The sequence below is a fragment of the Rhizobium leguminosarum genome, from assembly GCF_001679785.1.
GTDB classification, from domain to species: Bacteria; Pseudomonadota; Alphaproteobacteria; order Rhizobiales; family Rhizobiaceae; genus Rhizobium; species Rhizobium leguminosarum_R.
This window is the reverse complement of the sequence record NZ_CP016286.1, coordinates 643,393-664,547: the sequence shown is the minus strand read 5'-3', so window position 1 is coordinate 664,547 and position 21,155 is coordinate 643,393. Positions and strand designations below refer to the sequence as shown.

25 protein-coding genes and 1 pseudogene are annotated in these 21,155 nt (G+C 61.0%); 14 read left to right on the top strand and 12 right to left on the bottom strand.

The genetic code is table 11. The annotated features are described in order from the left end of the window. The first annotated feature begins 60 nt into the window (after nt 1-60). The 3 genes and pseudogenes from pssA to BA011_RS44120 all read left to right on the top strand — a co-directional run bounded on the left by pssA (nt 61) and on the right by BA011_RS44120 (nt 2,965). Complete coding sequence (pssA, locus tag BA011_RS03490) at nt 61-906, top strand: CDP-diacylglycerol--serine O-phosphatidyltransferase (RefSeq protein WP_003558134.1); 846 nt, start codon at nt 61-63, stop codon at nt 904-906. 229 nt (nt 907-1,135) lie between these two features. After that, nucleotides 1,136-2,169: pseudogene (locus BA011_RS03485) on the top strand (IS110 family transposase). Between the two features lie 649 nt (nt 2,170-2,818). Then, nucleotides 2,819-2,965, top strand: coding sequence for a hypothetical protein (locus tag BA011_RS44120; protein WP_017959783.1), 147 nt, complete (start codon nt 2,819-2,821; stop codon nt 2,963-2,965). 226 nt (nt 2,966-3,191) lie between these two features. Here the strand turns inward: BA011_RS44120 and BA011_RS03480 are convergent, their stop codons facing one another. After that, nucleotides 3,192-3,956, bottom strand: coding sequence for an SOS response-associated peptidase (locus tag BA011_RS03480; RefSeq protein ID WP_065279459.1), 765 nt, complete (start codon nt 3,954-3,956; stop codon nt 3,192-3,194). Between the two features lie 41 nt (nt 3,957-3,997). Beyond that, complete coding sequence (locus tag BA011_RS03475) at nt 3,998-4,318, bottom strand: YnfA family protein (protein ID WP_065279458.1); 321 nt, start codon at nt 4,316-4,318, stop codon at nt 3,998-4,000. 72 nt (nt 4,319-4,390) lie between these two features. Between BA011_RS03475 and BA011_RS03470 the strand changes: the two genes are divergently transcribed. The 8 genes from BA011_RS03470 to BA011_RS03435 all read left to right on the top strand — a co-directional run bounded on the left by BA011_RS03470 (nt 4,391) and on the right by BA011_RS03435 (nt 9,447). Then, nucleotides 4,391-4,807, top strand: a complete 417-nt coding sequence (locus tag BA011_RS03470) for an NUDIX hydrolase (protein WP_065279457.1) — start codon at nt 4,391-4,393, stop codon at nt 4,805-4,807. A 34-nt stretch (nt 4,808-4,841) separates the two neighbouring features. Next, entirely contained in the window at nt 4,842-5,285 is a 444-nt protein-coding gene (locus BA011_RS03465) for a TIGR02301 family protein (RefSeq protein ID WP_065279456.1), read from the top strand. 103 nt (nt 5,286-5,388) lie between these two features. Then, nucleotides 5,389-5,646 (top strand): hypothetical protein, encoded by a 258-nt coding sequence (locus BA011_RS03460; protein ID WP_003546972.1) that lies wholly within the window; start codon nt 5,389-5,391, stop codon nt 5,644-5,646. An 18-nt stretch (nt 5,647-5,664) separates the two neighbouring features. After that, complete coding sequence (locus BA011_RS03455; protein ID WP_065279455.1) at nt 5,665-6,420, top strand: hypothetical protein; 756 nt, start codon at nt 5,665-5,667, stop codon at nt 6,418-6,420. A gap of 98 nt (nt 6,421-6,518) precedes the next feature. Then, a complete protein-coding gene (locus BA011_RS03450) occupies nt 6,519-7,373 on the top strand; it encodes a YgfZ/GcvT domain-containing protein (RefSeq protein WP_065282395.1) in 855 nt (284 codons plus the stop codon). Beyond that, nucleotides 7,370-7,978, top strand: coding sequence for a YfbR-like 5'-deoxynucleotidase (locus tag BA011_RS03445; protein ID WP_065279454.1), 609 nt, complete (start codon nt 7,370-7,372; stop codon nt 7,976-7,978). Before BA011_RS03450 ends, BA011_RS03445 begins: the two co-directional genes overlap by 4 nt. Continuing rightward, the gene (locus BA011_RS03440) at nt 7,975-8,505 is read left to right on the top strand and encodes a tyrosine phosphatase family protein (protein ID WP_065279453.1); all 531 of its coding nucleotides are present in this window, start codon (nt 7,975-7,977) and stop codon (nt 8,503-8,505) included. The genes BA011_RS03445 and BA011_RS03440 overlap by 4 nt, the downstream gene beginning before the upstream one ends. Nucleotides 8,506-8,562: 57 nt before the next feature. Beyond that, nucleotides 8,563-9,447: a mechanosensitive ion channel family protein gene (locus tag BA011_RS03435; RefSeq protein ID WP_065279452.1), complete on the top strand. Its 885-nt coding sequence runs from the start codon at nt 8,563-8,565 to the stop codon at nt 9,445-9,447. Nucleotides 9,448-9,555: 108 nt separating this feature from the next. Here the strand turns inward: BA011_RS03435 and BA011_RS03430 are convergent, their stop codons facing one another. Further along, nucleotides 9,556-10,071 carry a superoxide dismutase family protein gene (locus BA011_RS03430; protein WP_065279451.1) on the bottom strand — a complete coding sequence of 172 codons (516 nt, stop codon included), beginning with the start codon at nt 10,069-10,071 and terminating at the stop codon, nt 9,556-9,558. A gap of 139 nt (nt 10,072-10,210) precedes the next feature. After that, nucleotides 10,211-10,564 carry a hypothetical protein gene (locus tag BA011_RS03425; protein ID WP_186806496.1) on the bottom strand — a complete coding sequence of 118 codons (354 nt, stop codon included), beginning with the start codon at nt 10,562-10,564 and terminating at the stop codon, nt 10,211-10,213. Nucleotides 10,565-10,997: 433 nt separating this feature from the next. Between BA011_RS03425 and BA011_RS03420 the strand changes: the two genes are divergently transcribed. The 3 genes from BA011_RS03420 to BA011_RS03410 all read left to right on the top strand — a co-directional run bounded on the left by BA011_RS03420 (nt 10,998) and on the right by BA011_RS03410 (nt 14,560). Further along, nucleotides 10,998-12,896 carry a putative bifunctional diguanylate cyclase/phosphodiesterase gene (locus BA011_RS03420; RefSeq protein WP_065279449.1) on the top strand — a complete coding sequence of 633 codons (1,899 nt, stop codon included), beginning with the start codon at nt 10,998-11,000 and terminating at the stop codon, nt 12,894-12,896. Between the two features lie 137 nt (nt 12,897-13,033). Then, a complete protein-coding gene (locus BA011_RS03415) occupies nt 13,034-13,693 on the top strand; it encodes an HD domain-containing protein (RefSeq protein WP_186806495.1) in 660 nt (219 codons plus the stop codon). Between the two features lie 9 nt (nt 13,694-13,702). Further along, complete coding sequence (locus tag BA011_RS03410; RefSeq protein ID WP_065279447.1) at nt 13,703-14,560, top strand: MOSC domain-containing protein; 858 nt, start codon at nt 13,703-13,705, stop codon at nt 14,558-14,560. Between the two features lie 68 nt (nt 14,561-14,628). Here BA011_RS03410 and BA011_RS03405 read toward each other — a convergent pair whose 3' ends face one another. The 8 genes from BA011_RS03405 to acpS all read right to left on the bottom strand — a co-directional run bounded on the left by BA011_RS03405 (nt 14,629) and on the right by acpS (nt 21,127). Beyond that, nucleotides 14,629-15,624 carry an aldo/keto reductase gene (locus BA011_RS03405; RefSeq protein WP_065282394.1) on the bottom strand — a complete coding sequence of 332 codons (996 nt, stop codon included), beginning with the start codon at nt 15,622-15,624 and terminating at the stop codon, nt 14,629-14,631. Between the two features lie 102 nt (nt 15,625-15,726). Then, a complete protein-coding gene (gene recO / locus BA011_RS03400) occupies nt 15,727-16,497 on the bottom strand; it encodes a DNA repair protein RecO (protein WP_065279446.1) in 771 nt (256 codons plus the stop codon). A gap of 120 nt (nt 16,498-16,617) precedes the next feature. Continuing rightward, entirely contained in the window at nt 16,618-17,103 is a 486-nt protein-coding gene (locus tag BA011_RS03395) for a response regulator (protein WP_065279445.1), read from the bottom strand. Nucleotides 17,104-17,251: 148 nt separating this feature from the next. After that, nucleotides 17,252-18,004, bottom strand: a complete 753-nt coding sequence (locus tag BA011_RS03390) for a Crp/Fnr family transcriptional regulator (RefSeq protein WP_065279444.1) — start codon at nt 18,002-18,004, stop codon at nt 17,252-17,254. 150 nt (nt 18,005-18,154) lie between these two features. Then, complete coding sequence (gene era, locus BA011_RS03385; RefSeq protein ID WP_003546943.1) at nt 18,155-19,096, bottom strand: GTPase Era; 942 nt, start codon at nt 19,094-19,096, stop codon at nt 18,155-18,157. Between the two features lie 7 nt (nt 19,097-19,103). Then, nucleotides 19,104-19,823, bottom strand: a complete 720-nt coding sequence (gene rnc / locus BA011_RS03380) for a ribonuclease III (RefSeq protein WP_065279443.1) — start codon at nt 19,821-19,823, stop codon at nt 19,104-19,106. After that, the gene (gene lepB, locus BA011_RS03375) at nt 19,820-20,563 is read right to left on the bottom strand and encodes a signal peptidase I (protein ID WP_017959761.1); all 744 of its coding nucleotides are present in this window, start codon (nt 20,561-20,563) and stop codon (nt 19,820-19,822) included. The genes rnc and lepB overlap by 4 nt, the downstream gene beginning before the upstream one ends. Nucleotides 20,564-20,722: 159 nt before the next feature. Continuing rightward, nucleotides 20,723-21,127, bottom strand: coding sequence for a holo-ACP synthase (gene acpS, locus BA011_RS03370; protein WP_017959760.1), 405 nt, complete (start codon nt 21,125-21,127; stop codon nt 20,723-20,725). Nucleotides 21,128-21,155 lie beyond the last annotated feature (28 nt).

Genomic DNA, 21,155 nt, shown 5'->3' with positions numbered 1-21,155 from the left:
GAAGTGCAGAAGCGCTACGCACTGTTGCTGGAATTGCCTTAGGAACGATTGGAACGCGATATGGAAACGCCTTTTCCGCCTTTCGAGCCCAATGGGCCGGATGATTCCGCCCGCGGCCCGCGTCTGCGCGAAATCCCGCTCCGGCTCGTCTTTCCGAACCTCATCACTATTCTGGCGATCTGCGCCGGGCTGACCGGCATCCGGCTGGCTTTCGAGAACCGTTACGAGCTCGCCGTCTCCATGGTGCTGCTCGCCGCCTTCCTCGACGGCATCGACGGGCGCGTGGCACGGCTGATGAAGGCGACCTCGAAGTTCGGCGCGCAGATGGATTCGCTTGCCGACATCGTCAATTTCGGCGTCGCACCCGCCCTCGTCGTCTATGTCTTCGCGCTCGACCAGGCGCGCTCGCTCGGCTGGATCGCCGCCCTGATCTATGCGATCGCCGCCGGGCTTCGCCTTGCCCGCTTCAATGTCATGGCCGAACGCGAGAACAAGGCGAGCTGGCAATCGGAATATTTCGTCGGCGTGCCGGCGCCGGCCGGCGCCATGCTGGTGCTGCTGCCGGTCTATCTCGGCTTCCTCGGGCTGGCGACGGACCGCACCTTCGCCTATCTCTCGTCGATCTACACCGTGCTCATCGCCTTCCTGCTGATCAGCCGGCTGCCGGTCTGGTCGGGAAAATCGGAAGGCAATCGCTTGCGGCGCGATCTCGTGCTGCCGATGATGCTCGGCGTCGTGCTCTACGTGGCTCTGCTGATGAGCTACACCTGGGAGGTGATGGTCTTCACCGTTGCCGCCTACCTCATATCGCTTCCCTTCGGCGCGCGGAAATGGCGGCGGAAATACGGGACGCTGACGATCGAGGAACCCGGCATCGGCGACGACGATATCGGCCGGCACATCTGATCACCGAGCATTTCCGGATTTCTCTAAAGCGCGTCGCGATCTTTCAGATTCGCCCTCGCGCTTTAGCTCTTTGTTCTTACGCATGTCGTTGTCGCAAAACATGGGGTAATCGCGGCGCGATCACCCCAGGTCATATTTATAAGATGATGGCAGGGGTGGTTGCCCCCGATAAGATGGAAAAACGGGCTCACGATTGGAACCGGGCCCAAACATCGAACGGAGAGCAACCATGGACCAATATATCGGGCTTGATGTTTCATTGAAAGAGACTGCGATCTCAATCCGACAGGACGGTAAGCGGATCTGGCGGGGGAAGTGCGCTTCGGACCCCAAACTTGTAGCCGAGATGATCCGCAAACATGCCCCGCACGCCAAGCGCGTTGTTTTCGAGACGGGGCCGTTATCGACATGGTTCTATCATGGGGGCTGATCAAGGAAGGCGTGCCGGCGATCTGCATCGAAGCACGGCACGCACAAAAGATCTTAAACGAGACGCTCAACAAGACCGATAGCAATGATGCGGACGGCTTGGCTCACCTGGCCGAAGCCGGTTTTTATAAGGCCGTCCGGGTCAAGGCTTTCGACAGCATGCTGACACGCACGCTGGTGGCGGCCCGCAATCAGCTCCTGAATATCTCAACCCAGCTTAGCAACCAGATCCGCGGTGTGATGAAGACGTTCGGTCTTATCGTCCCCAAGGGAACAGGTCGGGTGTTTGATGGCAATGTGAGGCAACTCCTGGATGGGAATGACGGCCTTGCGAAGATCATATTGCCGCTGCTCGAGGCGTGGCACGGCATACGCATGCGCGCCGCCAATCTTGACCGCCAGCTGGTCGCAGCAGCACGGGAGAGCCAGGCGACGAAGCGGTTGATGACGATCCCGGGCATCGGCGCCGTCACGGCCATCTCCTATGTCGCTGCGATTGAAGATCCAGACAACTTCAAAACGTCGCGATCGGTGGGCGCCTGGCTCGGGCTGACAACGCGGCGCTACCAGTCAGGCGAGGTCGACTATGACGGCCATATCTCTCGAAGAGGCGACCCCTATCTGCGGGCGCTGCTTTATGAAGCGGCGACGGTGATCCTCACGAGAACCAGTGCCAGGAACGAGAGCAGTCTCAAAAGCTGGGGGCTTAAGCTGCGTGAGCGGCTGGGCTTCAAGCGCGCTGCAGTGGCGGTCGCCCGAAAGCTTGCGGTCATCATGCACAGCATGCTCAAGACAGGAGACGTCTTCGACAGATCGGCCGGTGCTGCTGCATAAGCGAAGTGTCGGCCTTCTTCCCTCAGCGCGTCAAACCTGATGTGAGGCACTGAGCGTCCCAGCTGCGGGCGTGGGTCGGATCATTCCGCTGTAGCGGCTGCAGCTCATTGAGACTGCGCGCAAAACATAGGAAGGTCCTGCCTGCGGAGACCCATTATGCGGCGACCATGTGTCGACCGCGCAGACAACCCTGCTCCCGGCGCTGGACAGCTTTGAAGACAACTCGCCCAACAAATCGAATACGGCGCGTTGCGCGTTCTCAAAACGGAGCCAATGCCAATGCCAAAATAACCTTGACTACGGCAATGCGATTAGACAACCGCTGCACACTTTTGCGCGACATACTTTAAATGACGGAAATGCTTCTCTCCCTTCGTTCTGAGGGATACTCGGGAAAAGCACACGTTTTGCCCGGAGAAAACCTTGCGCTTATCCGGTTGTTTCGCATATTTCCCGAGAAAACCGCTTTCGCACTTTTATTGGAACTGCTCTCTTCAGTAAGTATTAACCAACGTAGGCTTCAGTTAAGCCTCGCGAATTATGGTGCGCGTTTACAAATCCTGATGAGCTACGCCCCCATTTTGTCGCTATTCGTGATGAAACATCCAACTATAAAATGCCCAGGGAAGAACCACGTAAGGAGAGTATCGTGACTTCGAAGACGAGCAGTACCGGCGAACAGCAAGCGGCCAAGCCAGACCTCGCCGCCAACTATCGCCCCGTCGGCCTGAAGGCTGTTGCCGCAGCATCGCTGATGGCGAAGCATAAGCCGACCAGCGTCAAAAAATCCGCTTGAAGCGGAAGGCTTCAAATTGGAACCGTGCGTGCTCTCGGGTTACATCCGTCAGGCACCGCTGACCAAGTGAATGTCGAGAGGCGATCGCCGGAATCTCCTGACAACGCTCTGCCGACATAAGCACAACCCGAAAAACCTGATGGACGAAGCGATGCATCGCCACCGCCAATGTGACACGTCGGCGCCGATAGGTCGCCGACGGGCCGGCTGGTGCGGCGGACAGTGTTCAGAAGAAGCTGAGTTGGCCGTCGTCGGGCATTTGCTTCTCGGGCGTCTTCAACGGCTTTTCGATGACGACCGGCTCCTGCAGGTCGGGACCCATATTGGCAACCTTGTTGACCTTGTCGGAAACCGGTACGCCCTCGAAGAAATCATCCTGAACCGGATGCATCAGGTCGGCCACGTCGCGCGGTTCCTGCGTCTTGCAATCGAGCCAGCGCGCGAAATCCTCGGGTCTGATGACGACGGGCATGCGATCGTGGATCGCTGATATGGCCGAATTGGCCGATGTCGTCAGGATCGCGCCGGTATCGACCTCGGAGCCGTCGGCAGAAGACCATGTCTCCATCAGCCCGGCAAAGGCGATGACCCCACCCTGACGCGGCCTGATCCAGTAGGCCTGCGGCCGCTCGCCGCTTTCTTTCGACGGGCGATGCCATTCATAAAAACCGGAGGCCGGAATGAGCACGCGGCGATGCCGCATGGCGGCGCGGAAGGAGGCTTTACCGATTGCGGTTTCTGCGCGCGCGTTGATCAGCAGCGGGAAATCTCTCGGATCCTTGACCCAGCCCGGCGTGAGCCCCCAGCGCACGAGCACGGCGCGCCGGTCGGCCAAGTTGCTTCCCTGCTCCCTGCCCTCGCCTGATATGACGACGAGGATCGGCTGCGTCGGCGCGATGTTGTAGCGCGCCGGAAAATCGTCGAGTTCGAGACCGGAGAAGACGTCGCTCAGGTCGACGCTGGAGACTGTCAGGGCGAAACGTCCACACATCGGCCTGTCTTTACACCCGGCTCGTACTCCGTCAAGACGCCTCAACCTCTCGGCGCGAAGAGGATGAGGCTGGCGCCGACAAGGCAGATCAGCGCACCGCCGATATCGTAACGATCCGGCACGCGGGCTTCGACCAGCCACAGCCAGAGCAGCGAAGCGAGGATGTAGATGCCGCCATAGGCAGCGAAGGTGCGGCCGGCGGCCTCGCTCGGCACCAGCGTCAGAAGCCAGGCGAAAAGCGCCAGGGAGATCATGCCCGGCGCCAACCACCAGATGGATTTTTCGAGCTTGAGCCATGCCCAGAAAGCGAAGCAGCCGGCGATCTCGAAGACTGCGGCAAAGGCGTAGATGATGTAGGTCACGGAAGCACCTTTCGAATCCCCGTCGCACTATTCCTCCGATAAGATGAGCCATCACAGCAAGAGCAGCCTCCGATGATCTCCACCGCCAAAGCCGCCTCCTCCGCCATTCTCGAACGCGACGGACGATTCCTCCTCGTGTTGCGGCGCAACCCGCCTTCCGCTGACATGTATGCCTTTCCCGGCGGGCGGGCCGAGCCCGGCGAAACGCCGGAGCAAACGGCATTGCGCGAACTCCATGAAGAGACCAGCATTTCGGCACGTAATCCGCGGCTGTTTTCGACCTACGACCTGAAGACGCATGCTGCCGACGGCAGCGTCAAGAGCCATTTCCTGCTGTCGGTCTTTCGCGTCGATGCGGATCGGGATGCCGTGGCGGAAGCCGCCGACGATGCGGCGGCCCTCGGCTGGTACACGGTGGAGGAAATGCGGCAATTGCCCGTACCGCAGAGCGTGCTCGAATGCGCGGAGCGGCTGGCGGGCGGCGAATAGACGTGGAAACTTTGAAGCACGCCTTGTTGCCGTCATGCTGAGCGTATCAACTGTGAGCATGATTCCCGTTCGACGCGTTTTTCTGTCCCTGCTCGTCCTGGCCGGCCCCACGATGGCGCAGGGCAAGAATACGCCGCCTCCACAGGAGGAGGAGATTGCACCGCCGATCGTGAGCGTGCCCTATGACGACAAGCTGGCGCGGTTCGCCGAGGTGCTGGGCTCGGTGCATTATCTGAGAAAGCTCTGCAAGGCGGCGGGTGGCGACGATTGGCGAAACGGCATGCAGCAGCTGCTCGATTCGGAGACCGGCAACGAGCCGCAGCGCAAGGAAAAGCTGACAGCGGCCTTCAATCGCGGCTATCGCGCCTTCGCCTCGGTCTATACGGATTGCACCCCGGCGGCCATCGTGGCAGAAGAGCGCTACCGTAACGAAGGTGCAACACTTGCCACAGAAATTACCTCGCGCTTTGGAAATTGACGTTTAATTAACCTGTTTTCGCAAGCGGACGTGTCGTTTTGGGAAAAGGCTGTTAGTGTTGTTAACTGTGCAGTAAGACATGAGAAGTTCTGAGGAAAAGACAATGGAAGCAAGCCTCAACGACATCGACGACATGATCGTCCACGAAAAGATGCAGGCAGCTCTGGAGTACCAGAACGAGGCTTGGGCCGACGGCATGGCCGACGGCATCGAGCCTGAAATCATCGCTGATGCTGCCATTGCACATGCGCTGCGCGAGACGATCAGATTGCATGGGGAAAAGAGCGCCGAAGCCCTGCTGGATTCGCTGCGTGAGCGCATGCTTGCCGGCGAATTCTCCGCGAACCGCACCCTGCAATAATTGTTACCAGAGAGTTTGATGCACACCGGTAAAGAGAAAGTTTCGCGAATTTCGCTCGCGCCGGTGCTGCTTGCGTTCAGCCTCGCCGCCGGCAATGTTTTCCTTGCGCCGGCAGCCTACGCGCTTTCCGAACTGCACAAGATCCCCGGCCAGGCGGCCAACGAGACGCCCGCACAGGGAAGCGCTCAGGGACAGAGCCAGCCGCAGGGCGGGGCCACTCCCGGTGTTCCCATGGCCGATCCACTGGTCAACAGCCAGAACAATCAGGGTGTCGACAAGACGCCGGGCGCTCAGGACAATTCCAAGCCCACCGAGGTGATCTACGACATCAGCAAGGTGCCAGAGCCGGTTCGCAAGTTGCGCGAGCAGATCGTCGAGGCGGCCGCATCCGGCGATCTCGAGCGGCTGCGGCCGCTGATGGGCACTGGTGCCGACCAGACGCAGGTGACTGTGGGCGAACCGACCGACGATCCGATCGGCACGCTGAAGGATCTGTCGGGCGATCCTGACGGCGACGAGATCCTTGCCATCATGCTCGACATCATCTCGACCGGCTTCGTGCATGTCGGCCAGGGCACGCCCGACGACATGTATGTCTGGCCCTATTTTGCCGAGAAGGACCTGAAGTCGCTGACACCGCCAGAGCGCGTCGAGCTGCTGCGCATCGTCACGGCCGGCGATCTCTCCGACATGCAGGAATTCGGCGGATACAATTTCTATCGCCTCGGCATTACGCCTGAGGGTAAATGGAAATTCTTCACAGCGGGCGATTGATGCCCGTCTCGCTTGCGCTTTTCACGTTTCGCATGGCGCTTGCGATCCACCTCATGAAGACATACCTCTGAGCGATGACCAACGCGACAGGTTCCGCCATGCCAGCCGTATTCCTGAAAGACCGCTCCTTGCTCTTCGTCAGCGGCGCGGAAGCCCAACCCTTCCTGCAGAACCTGATCACCACCGATATCGCCTCGCTTGGCGCCGACGAAGCGCGGCCCGGGGCGCTGCTGACGCCGCAGGGCAAGATCCTGTTCGACTTCATGATCTGGCGGGACGGCGACGGCTACACGATCGAGACCGATGCCGGCCAGCGCGTCGGGCTGCTGAAACGGCTGACGATGTACAAACTGCGCGCCGCCGTCACACTTGCGCCAAGCACCGAAGAGGGCGTTACCGTTTCCTGGGACGAGGATGCCGAGGGCATCCGGGGCAGCCAGGGCGCCCGAGATAGCCGCTTCACCAAGGCGGGCGTCATGCTGATCCGCCGGCCCGGCAAACACGGCGATGGTGCAGAAGCGCTCTATGACGCGCTGCGCATCAGCCACGGCATCGTCACATCAGGATCTGACTTTGCCCTGCAGGACGCCTTCCCGCATGACGTGCTGATGGATTTCAACGGTGGCCTCTCCTTCAGGAAAGGCTGCTATGTCGGCCAGGAGGTCGTCTCACGCATGCAGCACCGCGGAACTGCGCGCCGGCGCGTCGTGACGGTGTCCGCCGCAACGGATCTGCCGGAGACCGGGACGGAGATTACCGCCGCCGGCAAGCCTGTGGGAACCCTCGGTTCGGTCGAAGGCGGCAATGGACTTGCAATCGTGCGCATCGACCGCGCCGGCGCCGCAATGGCGGCAGGTACACCGCTGCTGGCCGGCAACACGCCTGTTTCCCTCGTCCTGCCGGCATGGTCCGGTCTCGTCTTTCCCGCCAGCGCCGACGAGGCCAGCGCGTGACAACGACGAAAGCTCCGCGTGCCTGGCAACGCATGCTGTCCGGGCGCAGGCTCGACCTGCTCGACCCCTCACCGCTCGACGTCGAACTCATCGACATCGCCCATGGGCTTGCGCGCGTGGCCCGCTGGAACGGCCAGACCTCCGGCGATCATGCTTTTTCGGTGGCCCAGCACAGTCTCGTCGTCGAGGATATCTTCCGTCGCTTCAACGATGCGCGGCCACAGGAATGCCTGATGGCGCTGCTGCACGACGCACCCGAATATGTCATCGGCGACATGATCTCGCCGTTCAAATCGGTGGTCGGCGGCGGCTACAAGACGGTGGAAAAGCGGCTGGAGGCCGCCGTGCACCTGCGCTTCGGCCTGCCGCCGCATCCCTCGCGCGATCTCAAGGACCGGATCAAGAAGGCCGACACGATCGCCGCTTATTTCGAAGCGACCGTGCTGGCGGGTTTCACACCCGCCGAGGCACAGAAATTCTTCGGCCAGCCTCGCGGCGTCAGCAAGGACATGCTGATGATCGAGCCCTTGCCGGCGATCGAAGCCCAGCGGTTGTTCTGCGAGCGCTTCGCGGCGATCGAGGTCGAGCGGGAGATGGTATCGTGACCTTCATCGTCGTCTCGCCGCTGTCGCGCATCGCGGAAATGGCGGTGCGCCATAAGGCGCGTGACATGATCAGCTTGATCGCCAAGGAGCAGGCTTTTCACCGGCCGGGCGTGATCGCCGCAGAGCGCCATCTGACACTTTCTATGAACGATATCGTCTTCAAGGGCACCGGTGATCTCGTGGCGCCTGACGAGACGCATGTGCGCGGGATTATCGACTTTACCGCTTCATGGCAGCAGGAGACGCCGCTGCTCATTCATTGCTGGATGGGGGTGTCGCGATCACCGGCCGCTGCCCTCATTGCCGCACTGTCGCTGGCACCCGATCAGGACGAGGAAACGCTGGCCCGCCGGCTGCGCGCCACCTCACCTTTCGCGACGCCGAATGCCCGGCTGATCGAGATCGGCGACGCCCTGCTTAGCCGCTGCGGCCGGCTGGTTGCGGCGGTGCGGGCCATCGGACGCGGTGCCGATGCCGACGGCAATGCGCCCTTCGTGCTTGCGATCCGAGACGCCGCCTGCGGTTGACGCTGCCGCCGGCCGCTCCATCTAGGCCCCGACCACGAACAATCGACAGGCCAGATCATGGAACAACAGGCAGCCGATGTCCTCCTCGCCACCCGAACGGCACTCAGCCAAGCAAGCGCGCTCGCAGTCCAATATTCCTTCTCAATCCTGGGGGCGTTAGTCCTGCTTGTCATCGGCTGGACGCTCGCCGGCTTCGTCAGCCGCTGGGCTTATGAGGGCTTGTCGCGCATCCACGGCATCGACGAGACGTTGGCACGCTTCTTCACCAATGTCGTGCGCTACGCGCTGCTGATCCTGGTGTTCATCACCGTGCTCGGCCAATTCGGCGTCCAGACCGCCTCGATCATCGCGGCGCTCGGCGCAGCCGGCCTGGCGATCGGGCTGGCGCTGCAAGGGACGCTGCAGAATATCGCGGCCGGTATCATGTTGCTGATCCTCAGACCGTTCCGCGTCGGCGAATATATCGAGACCAGCAGCGTGGCCGGTACGGTGCGCGAAATCGGACTGTTTGCGACCGAACTCAGGACTGGCGACGGGCTCTACCGCTTGGCGCCGAATTCGACGCTCTGGAACACGCCAATTACCAATTTCAGCCGCGAGCCCACGCGGCGGGAAGAGCTGAAAATCAGCGTCGCCCATGAGGATGACATCGATCTGGCGATGGAGAGGCTGATGGGCCTTGCCAGAGCCGATTCCAGAGTGCTGACGTCACCGGCACCGAGTGTCTTCATCGACAGCCTCGGCGACGGCGCGATCTCCGTAACGCTGCGCTATTGGGCAAAGACCGGCGATTGGTGGCTGGTCAGCCGTGACATGGTAAAGCGCGTGAAACTCGCCTTCGACAAGAAACCGGTCGCTGATGCGGATGCTTCAGATGCCGCGCCACCAAAAAAGTCCAACGGCAAGGCAACCGCCGAAAAGCCGACGCAGACGCGACAGTGAGACATTGCGGCGCCGCGGATCTTTTAAGACCAGCGGCGTTGTGCACAGGTTGAATTACTGCATGGCTTTGTCCCTCAATCGATCCCGATTAAAGGACTTGTGCCGTAGCTATTGGACGACGCCGCAGGAGAGTCTTTCCCCGGCATCTCCCGAAGGCTGGCTGCGATAATCATCCGAATTGGCGTGCACCATCAATGCGCGGCCGCGAATGCCGTCGGTCTTGCCGTCGAGGGTGACCATGCTGTCGAAGATCTGTGCCCGCAACACGCCATCCTGCCCGACATATTGATTGGGCATATCGCCAGCGTGCGGACCCTTGGCGGCAAGAATGCCATGCTCCGCCTTCTCAGGATTGAAATGACCGCCGGCCGATTCGTGATGGGTTGCGGCGTCGCATCGGCCGGTCTCATGAACATGGAAGGCCACCCATTTGTTCGCCGGCAGTCCCGATATCTCGACTTCGATCAGGACGCCGCCATTGGCGGCAGCCGTCAGCTGCGCGCGACCGTCTTCCTTGCCGTCCTTGCCGACGAAATTGGCGACCGCCGTCTGCTTGTCCTGAGCGCCCGCCGGCAATGCAACCGCAAGCAGGGTCAGGGCGGCGATAATGCGCAGGGCTTTCATGGAGATCTCCTTCCGTCCGGTTGTCCTTCTGAACGTGTCAAACCGGAAGGTGTTCCTGACCGAGGAAGATCGAACGAAGAAGACGTAACGAAAAAAGCCGGCCAAACGGCCGGCTTGATCACCCGAATCGGGACGCCGTTCAGGCGACGGCGTTGAAGTCGAACTGGCCGTAGGTGTTCCGGTAGAGATCGTCGGACTGATCGCCGGTCGCCGGCGCGGTCTGCTGCAACGGATAGGAAACGGCGATGTTGCTTGCCGTGCCACTGTTGCGCGTGTCCATCATCAACGCGATCAGGCTGCCGGAAAATTTCGGCTGCGTGTCGCCGCTGGTATCGTCTTCCAGGAGTTCCTTGATGATGCCGGGCTTCTCATCGGCGGCACGTTCGCCGCGGCTGAGGACGCCATCGCCATTGGCATCGAGACGCGAAAGCGTCGCCAGATATGCATATGAGGTGTCTGAAACGGATGTGGTGCTGGTCATACAAACCTCCATTCACCGCCTTTTGCCGGTGGTGTTTGTACGCAATACGAACGTGGAAAATCAGTGCTGACTCGGTGGTTAAACTGATTTGCGGAGTGCGTCAATAAGTTGTTAACTTCTCATTAACGATGATTGACAAAAGTTAACGGAACGCCGCCAAGGCGCCTGCCGCCTGCGCCAGCTGGCCGATTTCCCCCATATTTCAGCGATTTTTCACATACAGACAATTGTCTGACCAAGTGCCCGTCGCTGTTGCACTGCAACCGAATATTAATTCGACCCATAGAAAATGGGCGTCACGCATTGCCACCAGACAGTCCGACTATAAAAGCAATTTCTGTGTTCATTTGAGAAAGGTTTTCATGTCCGGCGTAATGATGCACGTACGTCAATCGAAGGCACCTTCCCACGAGGCCGTGGCAGCTGCCACGCTAGACGCATCCACATGAAAGCTGAAGCGCTTTTCTGGCAGCAATGCACTCAGGCCGTTACGGACGATGGATCGATCGATGCGCAGCGTCTGATGGATCTCGTGATCGCGACCTATCGCGTCCATGAAAGCAACTATGACGAAATCGAGAGAAGCGTGGAAACGCTGCGGAAGGAAAACCATGTGCTGAGAGGCAATATATCAGCGCTCAGCCAGGCATTCGACGGACAGAAAAAACTCTTCGAAATCATTCTCAACAACCTGCCGCTCGGTCTCAGCGTCTTCGACGCCGACCAGCGGCTGACGCTTTCCAACACCCGCTTCCGTCAGCTCTTCGGCCTGACGCAAGAAGATCTCACTGCCGGCGCGACAATCGCCGATCTCACGGCCAAAATGCGTGGTACGGAGAACGCCAAGCCCGGCCGGCAGACCGGGCGACATTCCTCCGCAACCGCAAGAAGCAGTGGTCTCCGTCGGCGCGAATGGTTGATGGATGATGGCCGAATCATCCAGAGCATGGTGACTATCCTTTCCGACGGCAGCAGCATCGCCATCCATGCCGATATCACCGAGGATCGAAGGGCGGCCGAGCGCATCACCTATCTCGCCCACCACGACCCGCTGACCGGCCTTCCGAACCGCATCCATTTTCGCGAACAGGTCGATGCGACGCTTGCGGAACGCAAGCCGGATGAGCAAATCGCCCTCGTTCACCTCAATCTCGACCGGTTCAAATCGATCAACAACACGATGGGCGCTTCGGCAGGCGACAAGATCCTGCAGCAGGTCGCGGACCGCGTCCGAGCCTCGGCCGGTTCGGAAAACACCCTGGCGCGCCTCGGCTCGGACGAATTCGCCATCCTGCAGACCGGCAAGCAGCAGCCGTGGAACGTAACCGCGCTTGCCGAGCAGATCCGCCGGGAGCTTTCCGAGCCATTCTTCCACGGCGAGAAACAGCTGGAGCTCAGCGTCTCCATGGGCATCGCAATCGCCCCTGAGGATGGCGAGGAAACCGATATCCTGCTGAAAAATGCCGGCGTGGCGCTGTCACATGCCAAGGCGGACGGGCGCAAACGCGAGCGCTTCTTCGCCAGCGAGATGGAAGCGCAGATGCAGCTGCGCCACGCGCTGGAGGCGGACCTCAAAGCAGCCGTTGAGAACGAGGAGTTCGAGCTGCATTACCAGCCGCTTTATGACCTCTCGCAGCGGTGCATCTGCGGCTTCGAAGCTCTGATCCGCTGGAACCACCCGGTTCGAGGCCGCGTTCCGCCGATGGATTTCATTCCGCTTGCCGAAGAAGTCGGCCTCATCGTCGATATCGGCCGTTGGGTTTTGCGCCGCGCCTGCAACGATGCGGCGCAATGGCCGGAGGGCATCAAGGTCGCCGTCAACGTTTCGGCAATCCAGTTCAGCAGCAGCGACCTGACACGCGATGTCGGCGAGGCGCTTGCCACCGCCGCGCTGTCGCCGTCGCGGCTCGAACTCGAAATCACCGAGAGCGTGCTGATGGAAAATCTGAGCGAAGTGCTGCCGATCCTGCATGCGCTGAAGGAGCGTGGCATCCGCATCTCGATGGACGATTTCGGAACCGGCTATTCCTCACTGAGTTACCTCTCGAGCTTCCCCTTCGATAAGATCAAGATCGACAAATCCTTCGTCAACGACATCGTCGACAACAAGGAAGCGCATGCGATCATGCACGCGATCATCCTGCTCGGCGATGCGCTCGGCATGCGCGTCACCGTCGAGGGCGTCGAGACGGCCGCGCAGCTGGCACTGCTCGAATGCGAGGAATGCGACGAGATCCAGGGCTATCACATCAGCCCGCCGAGACCGGCGCGTGACGTGCCCCATCTTCTCTCCCTGCCGCCGAAGAGCGGTGGCGTGACGCGTCTCCCCAAAGCCAAGCACTGAGACCCCCGTCGATTGCGACTCGCACGGCAAGCCGCTACAAAATCGGCTGCGGTTCCTGAGATCGTCGTTGTCGCATTCTCTTACCCGTCCGCATCCACTTCCGAGCCGATGCTCATCGGCGGAAAACGATCTCCCTCATGACAGATGGCGCTATGTTCGCGGCTGAAGCCTTCTCCCCACACGAAACGCTTGCCGCGGCGCTGATTGCGCATGCGGCCGACGGCGACGACGGCTCGCACGACCTTGCCCATATCCTGCGCGTTTTCAGGAATGCCATGCGCATCCATGCGGGAGAAGGCGGCGACGGGCGGATTCTTGCCGCTTCCGTGCTGCTGCACGACTGCGTCGCCGTCGAGAAGAATTCGCCGCTGCGAGCAAAAGCATCGGCTTTGGCGGCCGAGAAGGCATCGGCGATCCTGGCGGAACTTGGCTGGAGCGGCACGGATATCGAGGCCGCGGCCCACGCAATCACCGCGCATAGTTTCTCGGCCGGGGTGGCGCCGCAGACGCTGGAGGCGAAGATCCTGCAGGATGCCGACCGGCTGGACGCGATCGGCATGATCGGCGTCGCCCGCTGCTTCTATATCGCCGGGCGACTGGGATCCGGGCTCTACGATCCGTTCGACCCGGCAGCGGCAGACCGCCCGCTCGATGACAAGCGTTATGCCATTGACCATTTCCAGACGAAGCTGTTCAAACTGGCGGAAGGATTCCAGACCGAGACCGGCCGCAGGCTGGCGGCCGCGCGTGACAAGAGCTTGCGCGACTTCCTCTCGGCCTTCATGGACGAAATCTAGGAGAACGGCATGCTTGTCAGCGACCTCTTCATCTATCCGCTCAAGAGCGCCCGTGGCATTGCGCTGCCCGCTGCCGACATCGACGCCAATGGGCTTCCCGGCGACCGGCGGGCGATGATCACCGATGCGCAAGGGCACTTCATCACCCAGCGCGAGTTGCCCGACCTCGCAGGCATCGAGGTACGACCGGAAGCGAGTGCCTTTCGGCTGCTGATGCAGGGGAAAACGGACATATCGGTACCACCGCCTCAGCCTGAAGCCCGCATGGATGTGATCGTGTGGAAATCTGCCGTCAACGCCGCCGTCGCCGATCCGGAGAGCAACCGGCAGCTTTCGGAATGGCTTGGCCGCGAGGTGCGCCTGGTCTTCTTCGACGGGCAGGCACGGCGGACGGCGAATGCCGAATGGGCCGGCGAAGCCACGCCCGTCACCTTTACCGACGGCTACCAGATCCTGGTGACGACGACCGGCTCGCTGAAAGCGTTGAATGCCGATCTCGCCGCTCATGGCGAAGGCAGTGTCGGCATGGAACGCTTCCGTCCGAACATCGTCATCGATACCGACGAGGCCTGGGCGGAGGACCGCTGGGCGGCGATCGAGATCGCGGGCATCCGCTTCGATCTCGTCAAACCCTGCTCCCGCTGCATCATGACGACGCAGGACCAGTTGACCGGGTCCCGCGAGGGACCAAACCCGATGCCGGCCATGGGCCGCATCCGCATGTCGGCCGATCGGCGCGTGCCGGGCCCGCTCTTCGGCTGGAATGTCACTCCGCGCGGCAGCGGCAGGATCACCATCGGTGACACCGCCCGCATCGTTGAAGAGAGGCCGGAAGGCTGGGCGCTCAAGCGTCGCGCCGCAGCATAAAGCAATTCCAGGAAAAGTGCGAAGCGGTTTTTCCGTCCGGAATTGCGTGAAAACAAAGAGTTAGAGCGTCACGCGCGCGCGAGTGCGGTATCGATGCCTGCCATGACATCGGCCGGCAGTGGTCCCTTCTCCAGCGCGCCGGCATTTTCCTCCACCTGGGCGACGGTGCGGAACCCCGGAATGGGAAGGGTGCGCGGCGAGCGCGCCCAGAGCCAGGCAAGCGCGCCCTGCGTCAGTGTGCGACCGCCTGACGTCAGGAGATCGCGGACGGCATCGAGCCTTGCGGCGAATTCCGGGGCCATGCGCCCGTCCTTGAAATAGACCATCCAGTCAAGGGCCGCCCCACGGACATCCTTGGCGCCCACCGCCTTGTCGGCGGTGAACTTGCCGGTGAGCAGTCCCATCGCCAGCGGACCGCGATTGATTGACATCAGGCCCTTCCCCTCGATGACCGAGATCATCTCCGGCACCGGTTCGAAAACATTCATCGTATGCTGGATCGAGACGTAGCCCCGGCGGCCGACATGACGAGCGGCACGATCGGGAAAATCGGTGCTCCAGCCGAACGCATCGATCTTGCCTTCGGCGCGCAGCGCCTCCAGCGTATCGAAGACGGCATCCGATTGGTCCAGGGGAAAATCATTAAGGTGGAACTGCAGGAGATCGAGGCGATCGCGCTTGAGGCGGCGCAGCGAGGTCTCGACCGATCGGCGGATGAAGGTCTCATCGGCGAAGGCGCCGGTTGCCTGCTTGGTGGCCGGATCGGTGGCGAAACCGAACTTGGTGGCGATGACAATATCGTCGCGATTGCCGATTGCCCGGCCGAGCACCTCTTCCGAGTGGCCGGCGCCGTAGTTCGAGGCCGTATCGAAAAAGCGGATGCCGAGTTCGATGGCGCGGTTGATCGCTTCGACGGATTCATCGTCGTCGACATCGCCCCAGCCGAGCGGCGTGTCGCCGGCGTAGAAGGGACCGCCGATCGCCCAGCATCCCATGCCAAGGCGCGGAATTTCGCGGCCATTCCAGAGCGTGATCGTCGTCGGTGATGCGGTCTTAGTCAGCATGAGGTCCTCCTTGATTGGCAATCCTGTGAAGACATAGGAAGCGCTCATAGGCAGGTAAACCGCCAAATCCGGAGGATGTTTTGCACCCGTAAAAAACGGAGGTCAGTCGGAAATACCATTCGGACCTGAAAGCGTCCGCAAGGCTGGATTGAGGGCCTTGAGTGCCGCCTGAACGAAGCCGTCGCGGGCTGCTACGGCTTCGATGCCGCGCGGCTCGTAGACATGGCGATGCAGAAAGAACCCTGTCAGACGGAATGCGGCTGAAAGACTATCGAAGTCGGCCGCATGATTGCCCTCGATGCTGAGGAACGGCGGCAGGAGCAGCATCTTGTCCGCCCAGGGGGCACCAGCGGCGCGGCTGACGGCGCGGCCGGATTTCGGCGAGACATAGGCGAGATCGGAACGGGCGCCGGTCGCGGCGCATTCGGCAAGATCGAGGCCGAAGCCGAGGTCATTCAGCACCGCAAGCTCGAAACGCACGAAGAGTTCGCCGGCATCGGCCGGGTTGTGCAGGTGATCGAGGATCACCTCCAGCGCATCGAAGAGGTGTGGATGCGGGTCACGCTCCGGCAGCAGCCGCAGCAGCGCGCCCATCGCCTGGACACCGTAGACGGCGGTTGCCGTTTCCATCAGCCGGGCAGCGCGAAGCGTCACCGGCTCGACGCGGAATTCGCCGAGATGCTCGTCAAGCCGGGCACGCCAGATGACCTCCACTGCATTGCCCGCCTGCAGCACCGGCTGCATGGCGCGCGAGCGTCCGGAACGCACCAGGCCAAGATGGCGGCCGCGATCACGCGTCATCACCTCGGCGATGACGCTCGTCTCGCCGTGGCGCTTGACGCCCAGGATGATCGCATGGTCCTGCCACTGCATCGAAAGAAGTCCTTACGGCTGACAAATCCATCCTACTGCATAATTCAACGCGTTACAGCGTCCTTTGCGCGTCTGAAAGACACGCTGCAATGCAAGGCCCGACTCCCGTCAGAAACCGCGTCAGGCGACAGCCGGGAAAAGCCTCTGCAGGAATTCCCGCATCGCCATTTCGTCGAAAGGCTTCACCAGAAGCGGTATGTGCTGCAGGTCGGGCGGGAAATCGCCGGTATCGGAATAGCCGCTGACGAAGCCGAAGGGGATGCCGATATCGAGAAGATGGCGGGCAAATCCGAAGCTCATGCCCTCGCCGAGATTGACGTCGAGAAGGGCGAAATCATATTTCTCCGCAGCGATGGCAGCCCTTGCCTGTTCGACGCTGCCAACGATATCGATGCTCTCGACGCCGGCCAGGCGTAGAATATCCTCCGCCTCCATCGCGATGATCAAACTGTCTTCAAGAACCAGAACACGGATTGCGCTCATGATTCGATGCCCCTCGTCGGGCACCTGTCGCAGCGCCCCGGCCGTTTCGCCAACATCATTGCCCTCCGGTGCCCCGCATGGCACGCTATCGGTGAATTCCGCCACCTTTTCTGAATAAACCATTTTTCTGCCCGGTCGATAAGAATCAAAATCGGAGGAAGATGACGGCCGACCTTATTTTCCTTGCTGCTAATCTGCATTTAAAAAAGACATAACCAGGCTGCTTGACCAAAGCATGTCGCGCAAACAAAGACCTAAGACGCGACGCGCTTTAGATGAACGGGCGTTTGCCCTCTCCCAGCCCTTCCCAGCCGGCGATCACCATCAACTCCTCACCGTTCAGCACCTCGCAGCCGCGCTCCTGCCAGCGGATCAACCCTCGTTCGCTGAGCTTTTTCAAAGTTTTATTGGTGTGAACGATGGAAAGACCGAGCGTGTCGGCGATGTGCTGCTGGGTGATGGGAATGAATTTGCGGCCGTTGAAGATATTGAGCTTCCGGCCGCGCTCAAACAGGAAAGCGATCAGGTAGGCTGCTCTTTCCAGCGCCGTCCGGCGGCCGATGCTCAGGAGATGCTCATCCAGGATGCGCTCCTCGCGCGCGGCGATCCAGGTGATGTCGAAGGCCAGCGAGGCGTGCTTGTTGTAGAGCGTCATCAGCCTGTCACGCTCGAAGACACAAAGGGACACGGGCGAAAGCGCTTCGACGGAATGCTGCATCTCACCGGCGATCGTCCCCTGCAGGCCCACCAAGTCGCCCGGCATGATATAGTTCAGAATCTGGCGGCGTCCGTCCTCCAGCATCTTGTAGCGGAAGCCCCAGCCGGCGAGCACGGTGAAGAGGTGAGCGCTATGTGCGCCCTCGACGAGGATGGTGGAGCCGGCGTCGACGGCAAGCTCACCCCTCTTGAAGCTCGAGACGAACTCCAACTCATCACGGCTGAACTCCCTGAAATGCGGCAGAGGCCGCAAGGGACATTGCTCGCAAGGGGTCTTGAAAGAATTGATGGGTCTCGACGTCGCCATACTTGCCCTTGCCGTCGCAAAATCGGCGCGCCAACATTGGCGCGCCGTTCATCAAGGAATGCGCAAGGCACGGATTCGTTCCATGAGCGAGGCGAATTTTTTATGCGGAAACAAAGGGCTGGCGCCAACCCGACGAAATCCTTGCCATGCTTATTTCGGGAAATCGAGACCCATTTCGCGGAACCGCTCGGGATCATCACCCCAATTCTCGCGAACCTTGACGAACAGGAAGAGATGGACCGGCTGTTCGAGGATCTGCGACAATTCCTTGCGGGACGCAGTCGAGATCGCCTTGATGGTTTCACCACCCTTGCCGAGCGCGATCTTCTTCTGGCTGTCGCGCTCGAGATAGATCACCTGCTCGATCCGCACCGAGCCGTCCTTGCGCTCTTCCCACGTCTCCGTCTCGACGTGCGAGGCGTAGGGAAGCTCCTGGTGCAGGCGCAAAAACAGCTTCTCGCGGGTGATCTCGGCAGCGAGTTGGCGCATCGGCAGATCGGAGATCTGGTCTTCCGGATAGTACCACGGTCCCTCCGGGAGCGTTTTCGCCAGATAGTCCATGAGGTCGTCGCAGCCGGAGCCGTTTTCGGCGGAGATCATGAAGGTGCGATCGAAAGCGATCTTCTCGTTGGCGGCAGCGGCCAGCGCCAGCAGATCCTCGCGGTTGACGCGGTCGATCTTGTTGAGCAGCAGGATCTTCGGCTGCCGGACTTCCTTGAGGCCTTCGAGGATGGCTTCGGCATCGCCGCGCAGGCCGCGCTCGCTGTCGATCAGCAGCACGATCAGATCGGCATCCCTCGCACCGCCCCAGGCCGAGGTCACCATGGCGCGGTCAAGCCGGCGGCGCGGCTTGAAGATACCAGGCGTATCCATGAAGACGATCTGGGCATTGTCGTGGATCGCGATGCCGCGGACGATGGCCCGTGTCGTCTGCACCTTATGGCTGACGATCGAGACCTTGGCGCCGACGAGGCGGTTCACCAGCGTCGACTTGCCGGCATTGGTCGGCCCGATCAGCGCGACGAAGCCCGAATGCGTCGGACCATTGGTTTCTGCGGCAGCTTCGGCCGCGATCTCTTCTTCTTGTGTCATTGTCCCGTCAGTTTCCGGCAGGCGATTGCTGCCAAATGCCTTCGCGCTCGAGCATCTTCGTTGCCGCCACCTGTTCGGCGGCACGCTTCGACCGCTCTACGCCGGTTTCGGGCTTAATGCCAGCAACTTCCACCGTCACCTTGAAGCGGGGATCATGATCCGGTCCGCTGCGTTCATCAACCCGGTAGATCGGCGTGACACCAAATTTCGCGTGCGACCATTCCTGCAGCTCGGTCTTGGCGTCGCGCTTGGCGCCATCGGCCCGCACCGCCCTGCCCTGCCAGTAACGCAGAATGAACCGGCTGGCGACTTCCAGGCCGCCGTCGAGATAGATCGCGGCGATCAGGCTTTCGACGACATCGGCGCGCACATTCATCATTCGCTTGCCGGTCAGTTTTTTCACATCGGCGCCGGTGCGGATATAGAGGTGAAGATTGAGTTCGTCGGCGACCGCAGCACAGGTTTCGGCGCTGACGAGTTGGTTGAGGCGAACCGAGAGCTCGCCTTCTCCTGCCGTGCCGAAGGTGCGGAACAGAAGCTCGGCGATGCAGAGCCCGAGGACCCTGTCACCGAGGAATTCCAGCCGTTCGTAATTGCCGCCCTTTTCGGTGCGGGCGCTGGCATGGGTCAGCGCGCGATCCAGGCGTTCCTTTTCAGCGAAGTCATGACCGATCAGGCCTTCAAGCTTTGCGCGGTCCGCCGCAGAAAGCGTCTGCGCCTTACTCATTCAACAACCTTGAAGAGGCGGTCCCAACGCATGTTCGTCGGCCACTTCCAGATCTCGCGGAAGGAGGTGTCGTTGCCGAGCGAGAAGAAGATGACGCTGGCACGGCCGACAAGATTTTCGGCGGGCACGAAGCCGACGTCGAAGCGGCTGTCGAGCGAGTTGTCGCGATTGTCGCCCATCATGAAATAATGGCCTTCCGGCACGATGAATTCGCGGGTGTTGTCGCCACGCGACACCGGAGACTGATCGAGCGTGTCGTAGGACTTGCCGTCGTCGAGCGTTTCGCGGAACACCGGCACGTCCTCGCCCGGGTCGAGCTTGTAATCCGAAGTGAACGCACCGTCCGCCACCTTCGGAACCGGCTTGCCGTTGACGTAGAGCACGCCGTCGGTAACCTGGATACGGTCGCCCGGCAGGCCGATGCAGCGCTTGATGTAATCGATGTCGGGGTTCGGCGGGAAACGGAAGACGACAATGTCGCCACGCTTCGGATCGGCGCCGAACAGGCGGCCGCTGAAGACATCAGGCGAGAAAGGCAGCGAATATTTCGAATAGCCGTAAGCGAACTTGTTGACGAAGATGTAGTCGCCGACAAGCAGGGTCGGCATCATCGAACCGGACGGAATGGTAAAGGGCTGGAACAGCACCGTTCGGATCACCATCGCCAAAATCAGCGCCTGGATGATAACTTTGATATTTTCCCAGAGGGCGTTCGGCTTGGCTTCGACTTTTTCGGACACGCAGTCTTATTCCTTCAAGACGCCGCAGCGGCGCAATTCTTTCTGTCGTTCTCTCTAGCGGCTTCGGCCGGTTGCGGCAATGGCGACAACATCAAAAGCGACGAGAGGTCGCGATCAACGCTTCCGAGGTCGCGATCAACAGTTCCCGAGGTCGCGCGATCAGAGGCTCAAGGGCAACGCCTCGATAATGACGAAAGCCTGCGCCAAGGGATAATCATCCGTTATTGTCAAATGAATGGCGGGCCTGTGGCCCGCGGGCAGCAGCGATTCGAGGATCAGGGCGGCGCCGCCCGATAAAAGCATGGTGGGCTTGCCGCTCGGCAGGTTGACGACGCCCATGTCCTTCCAGAAGACGCCCTGCGCCATGCCGGTGCCGAGCGCCTTGGAACAGGCCTCCTTGGCGGCAAAACGCTTGGCATAGGATGCGGCACGGTTTGCCCGCCTGTCGGAACGCGCGCGCTCGATCTCGGTGAAGCAGCGATGGGTGAAGCGCTCGCCGAAGCGCTCGATGGATTTCTCGACACGGCGAATGTCGATCAAATCACTGCCAATGCCGATGATCATGCCGGCCCCTTCCGTCGCTTAAGAATTC

Bases quoted from the DNA above. Each gene is read 5' to 3' on its own strand.
- BA011_RS03405 (WP_065282394.1), bottom strand. From the start codon at position 15,624: ATGCTGACTAAGACCGCATCACCGACGACGATCACGCTCTGGAATGGC.
- BA011_RS03430 (WP_065279451.1), bottom strand. From the start codon at position 10,071: ATGAAAGCCCTGCGCATTATCGCCGCCCTGACCCTGCTTGCGGTTGCA.
- BA011_RS03415 (WP_186806495.1), top strand. From the start codon at position 13,034: ATGACAGATGGCGCTATGTTCGCGGCTGAAGCCTTCTCCCCACACGAA.
- BA011_RS03395 (WP_065279445.1), bottom strand. From the start codon at position 17,103: ATGGTTTATTCAGAAAAGGTGGCGGAATTCACCGATAGCGTGCCATGC.
- BA011_RS03455 (WP_065279455.1), top strand. From the start codon at position 5,665: ATGCACACCGGTAAAGAGAAAGTTTCGCGAATTTCGCTCGCGCCGGTG.
- BA011_RS03435 (WP_065279452.1), top strand. From the start codon at position 8,563: ATGGAACAACAGGCAGCCGATGTCCTCCTCGCCACCCGAACGGCACTC.
- acpS (WP_017959760.1), bottom strand. From the start codon at position 21,127: ATGATCATCGGCATTGGCAGTGATTTGATCGACATTCGCCGTGTCGAG.
- BA011_RS03410 (WP_065279447.1), top strand. From the start codon at position 13,703: ATGCTTGTCAGCGACCTCTTCATCTATCCGCTCAAGAGCGCCCGTGGC.
- BA011_RS03420 (WP_065279449.1), top strand. From the start codon at position 10,998: ATGAAAGCTGAAGCGCTTTTCTGGCAGCAATGCACTCAGGCCGTTACG.
- pssA (WP_003558134.1), top strand. From the start codon at position 61: ATGGAAACGCCTTTTCCGCCTTTCGAGCCCAATGGGCCGGATGATTCC.
- BA011_RS03460 (WP_003546972.1), top strand. From the start codon at position 5,389: ATGGAAGCAAGCCTCAACGACATCGACGACATGATCGTCCACGAAAAG.
- BA011_RS03465 (WP_065279456.1), top strand. From the start codon at position 4,842: ATGCTGAGCGTATCAACTGTGAGCATGATTCCCGTTCGACGCGTTTTT.
- rnc (WP_065279443.1), bottom strand. From the start codon at position 19,823: ATGAGTAAGGCGCAGACGCTTTCTGCGGCGGACCGCGCAAAGCTTGAA.
- BA011_RS03425 (WP_186806496.1), bottom strand. From the start codon at position 10,564: ATGGAGGTTTGTATGACCAGCACCACATCCGTTTCAGACACCTCATAT.
- era (WP_003546943.1), bottom strand. From the start codon at position 19,096: ATGACACAAGAAGAAGAGATCGCGGCCGAAGCTGCCGCAGAAACCAAT.
- BA011_RS03480 (WP_065279459.1), bottom strand. From the start codon at position 3,956: ATGTGTGGACGTTTCGCCCTGACAGTCTCCAGCGTCGACCTGAGCGAC.
- BA011_RS03450 (WP_065282395.1), top strand. From the start codon at position 6,519: ATGCCAGCCGTATTCCTGAAAGACCGCTCCTTGCTCTTCGTCAGCGGC.
- BA011_RS03470 (WP_065279457.1), top strand. From the start codon at position 4,391: ATGATCTCCACCGCCAAAGCCGCCTCCTCCGCCATTCTCGAACGCGAC.
- BA011_RS03390 (WP_065279444.1), bottom strand. From the start codon at position 18,004: ATGGCGACGTCGAGACCCATCAATTCTTTCAAGACCCCTTGCGAGCAA.
- recO (WP_065279446.1), bottom strand. From the start codon at position 16,497: ATGCAGTGGCAGGACCATGCGATCATCCTGGGCGTCAAGCGCCACGGC.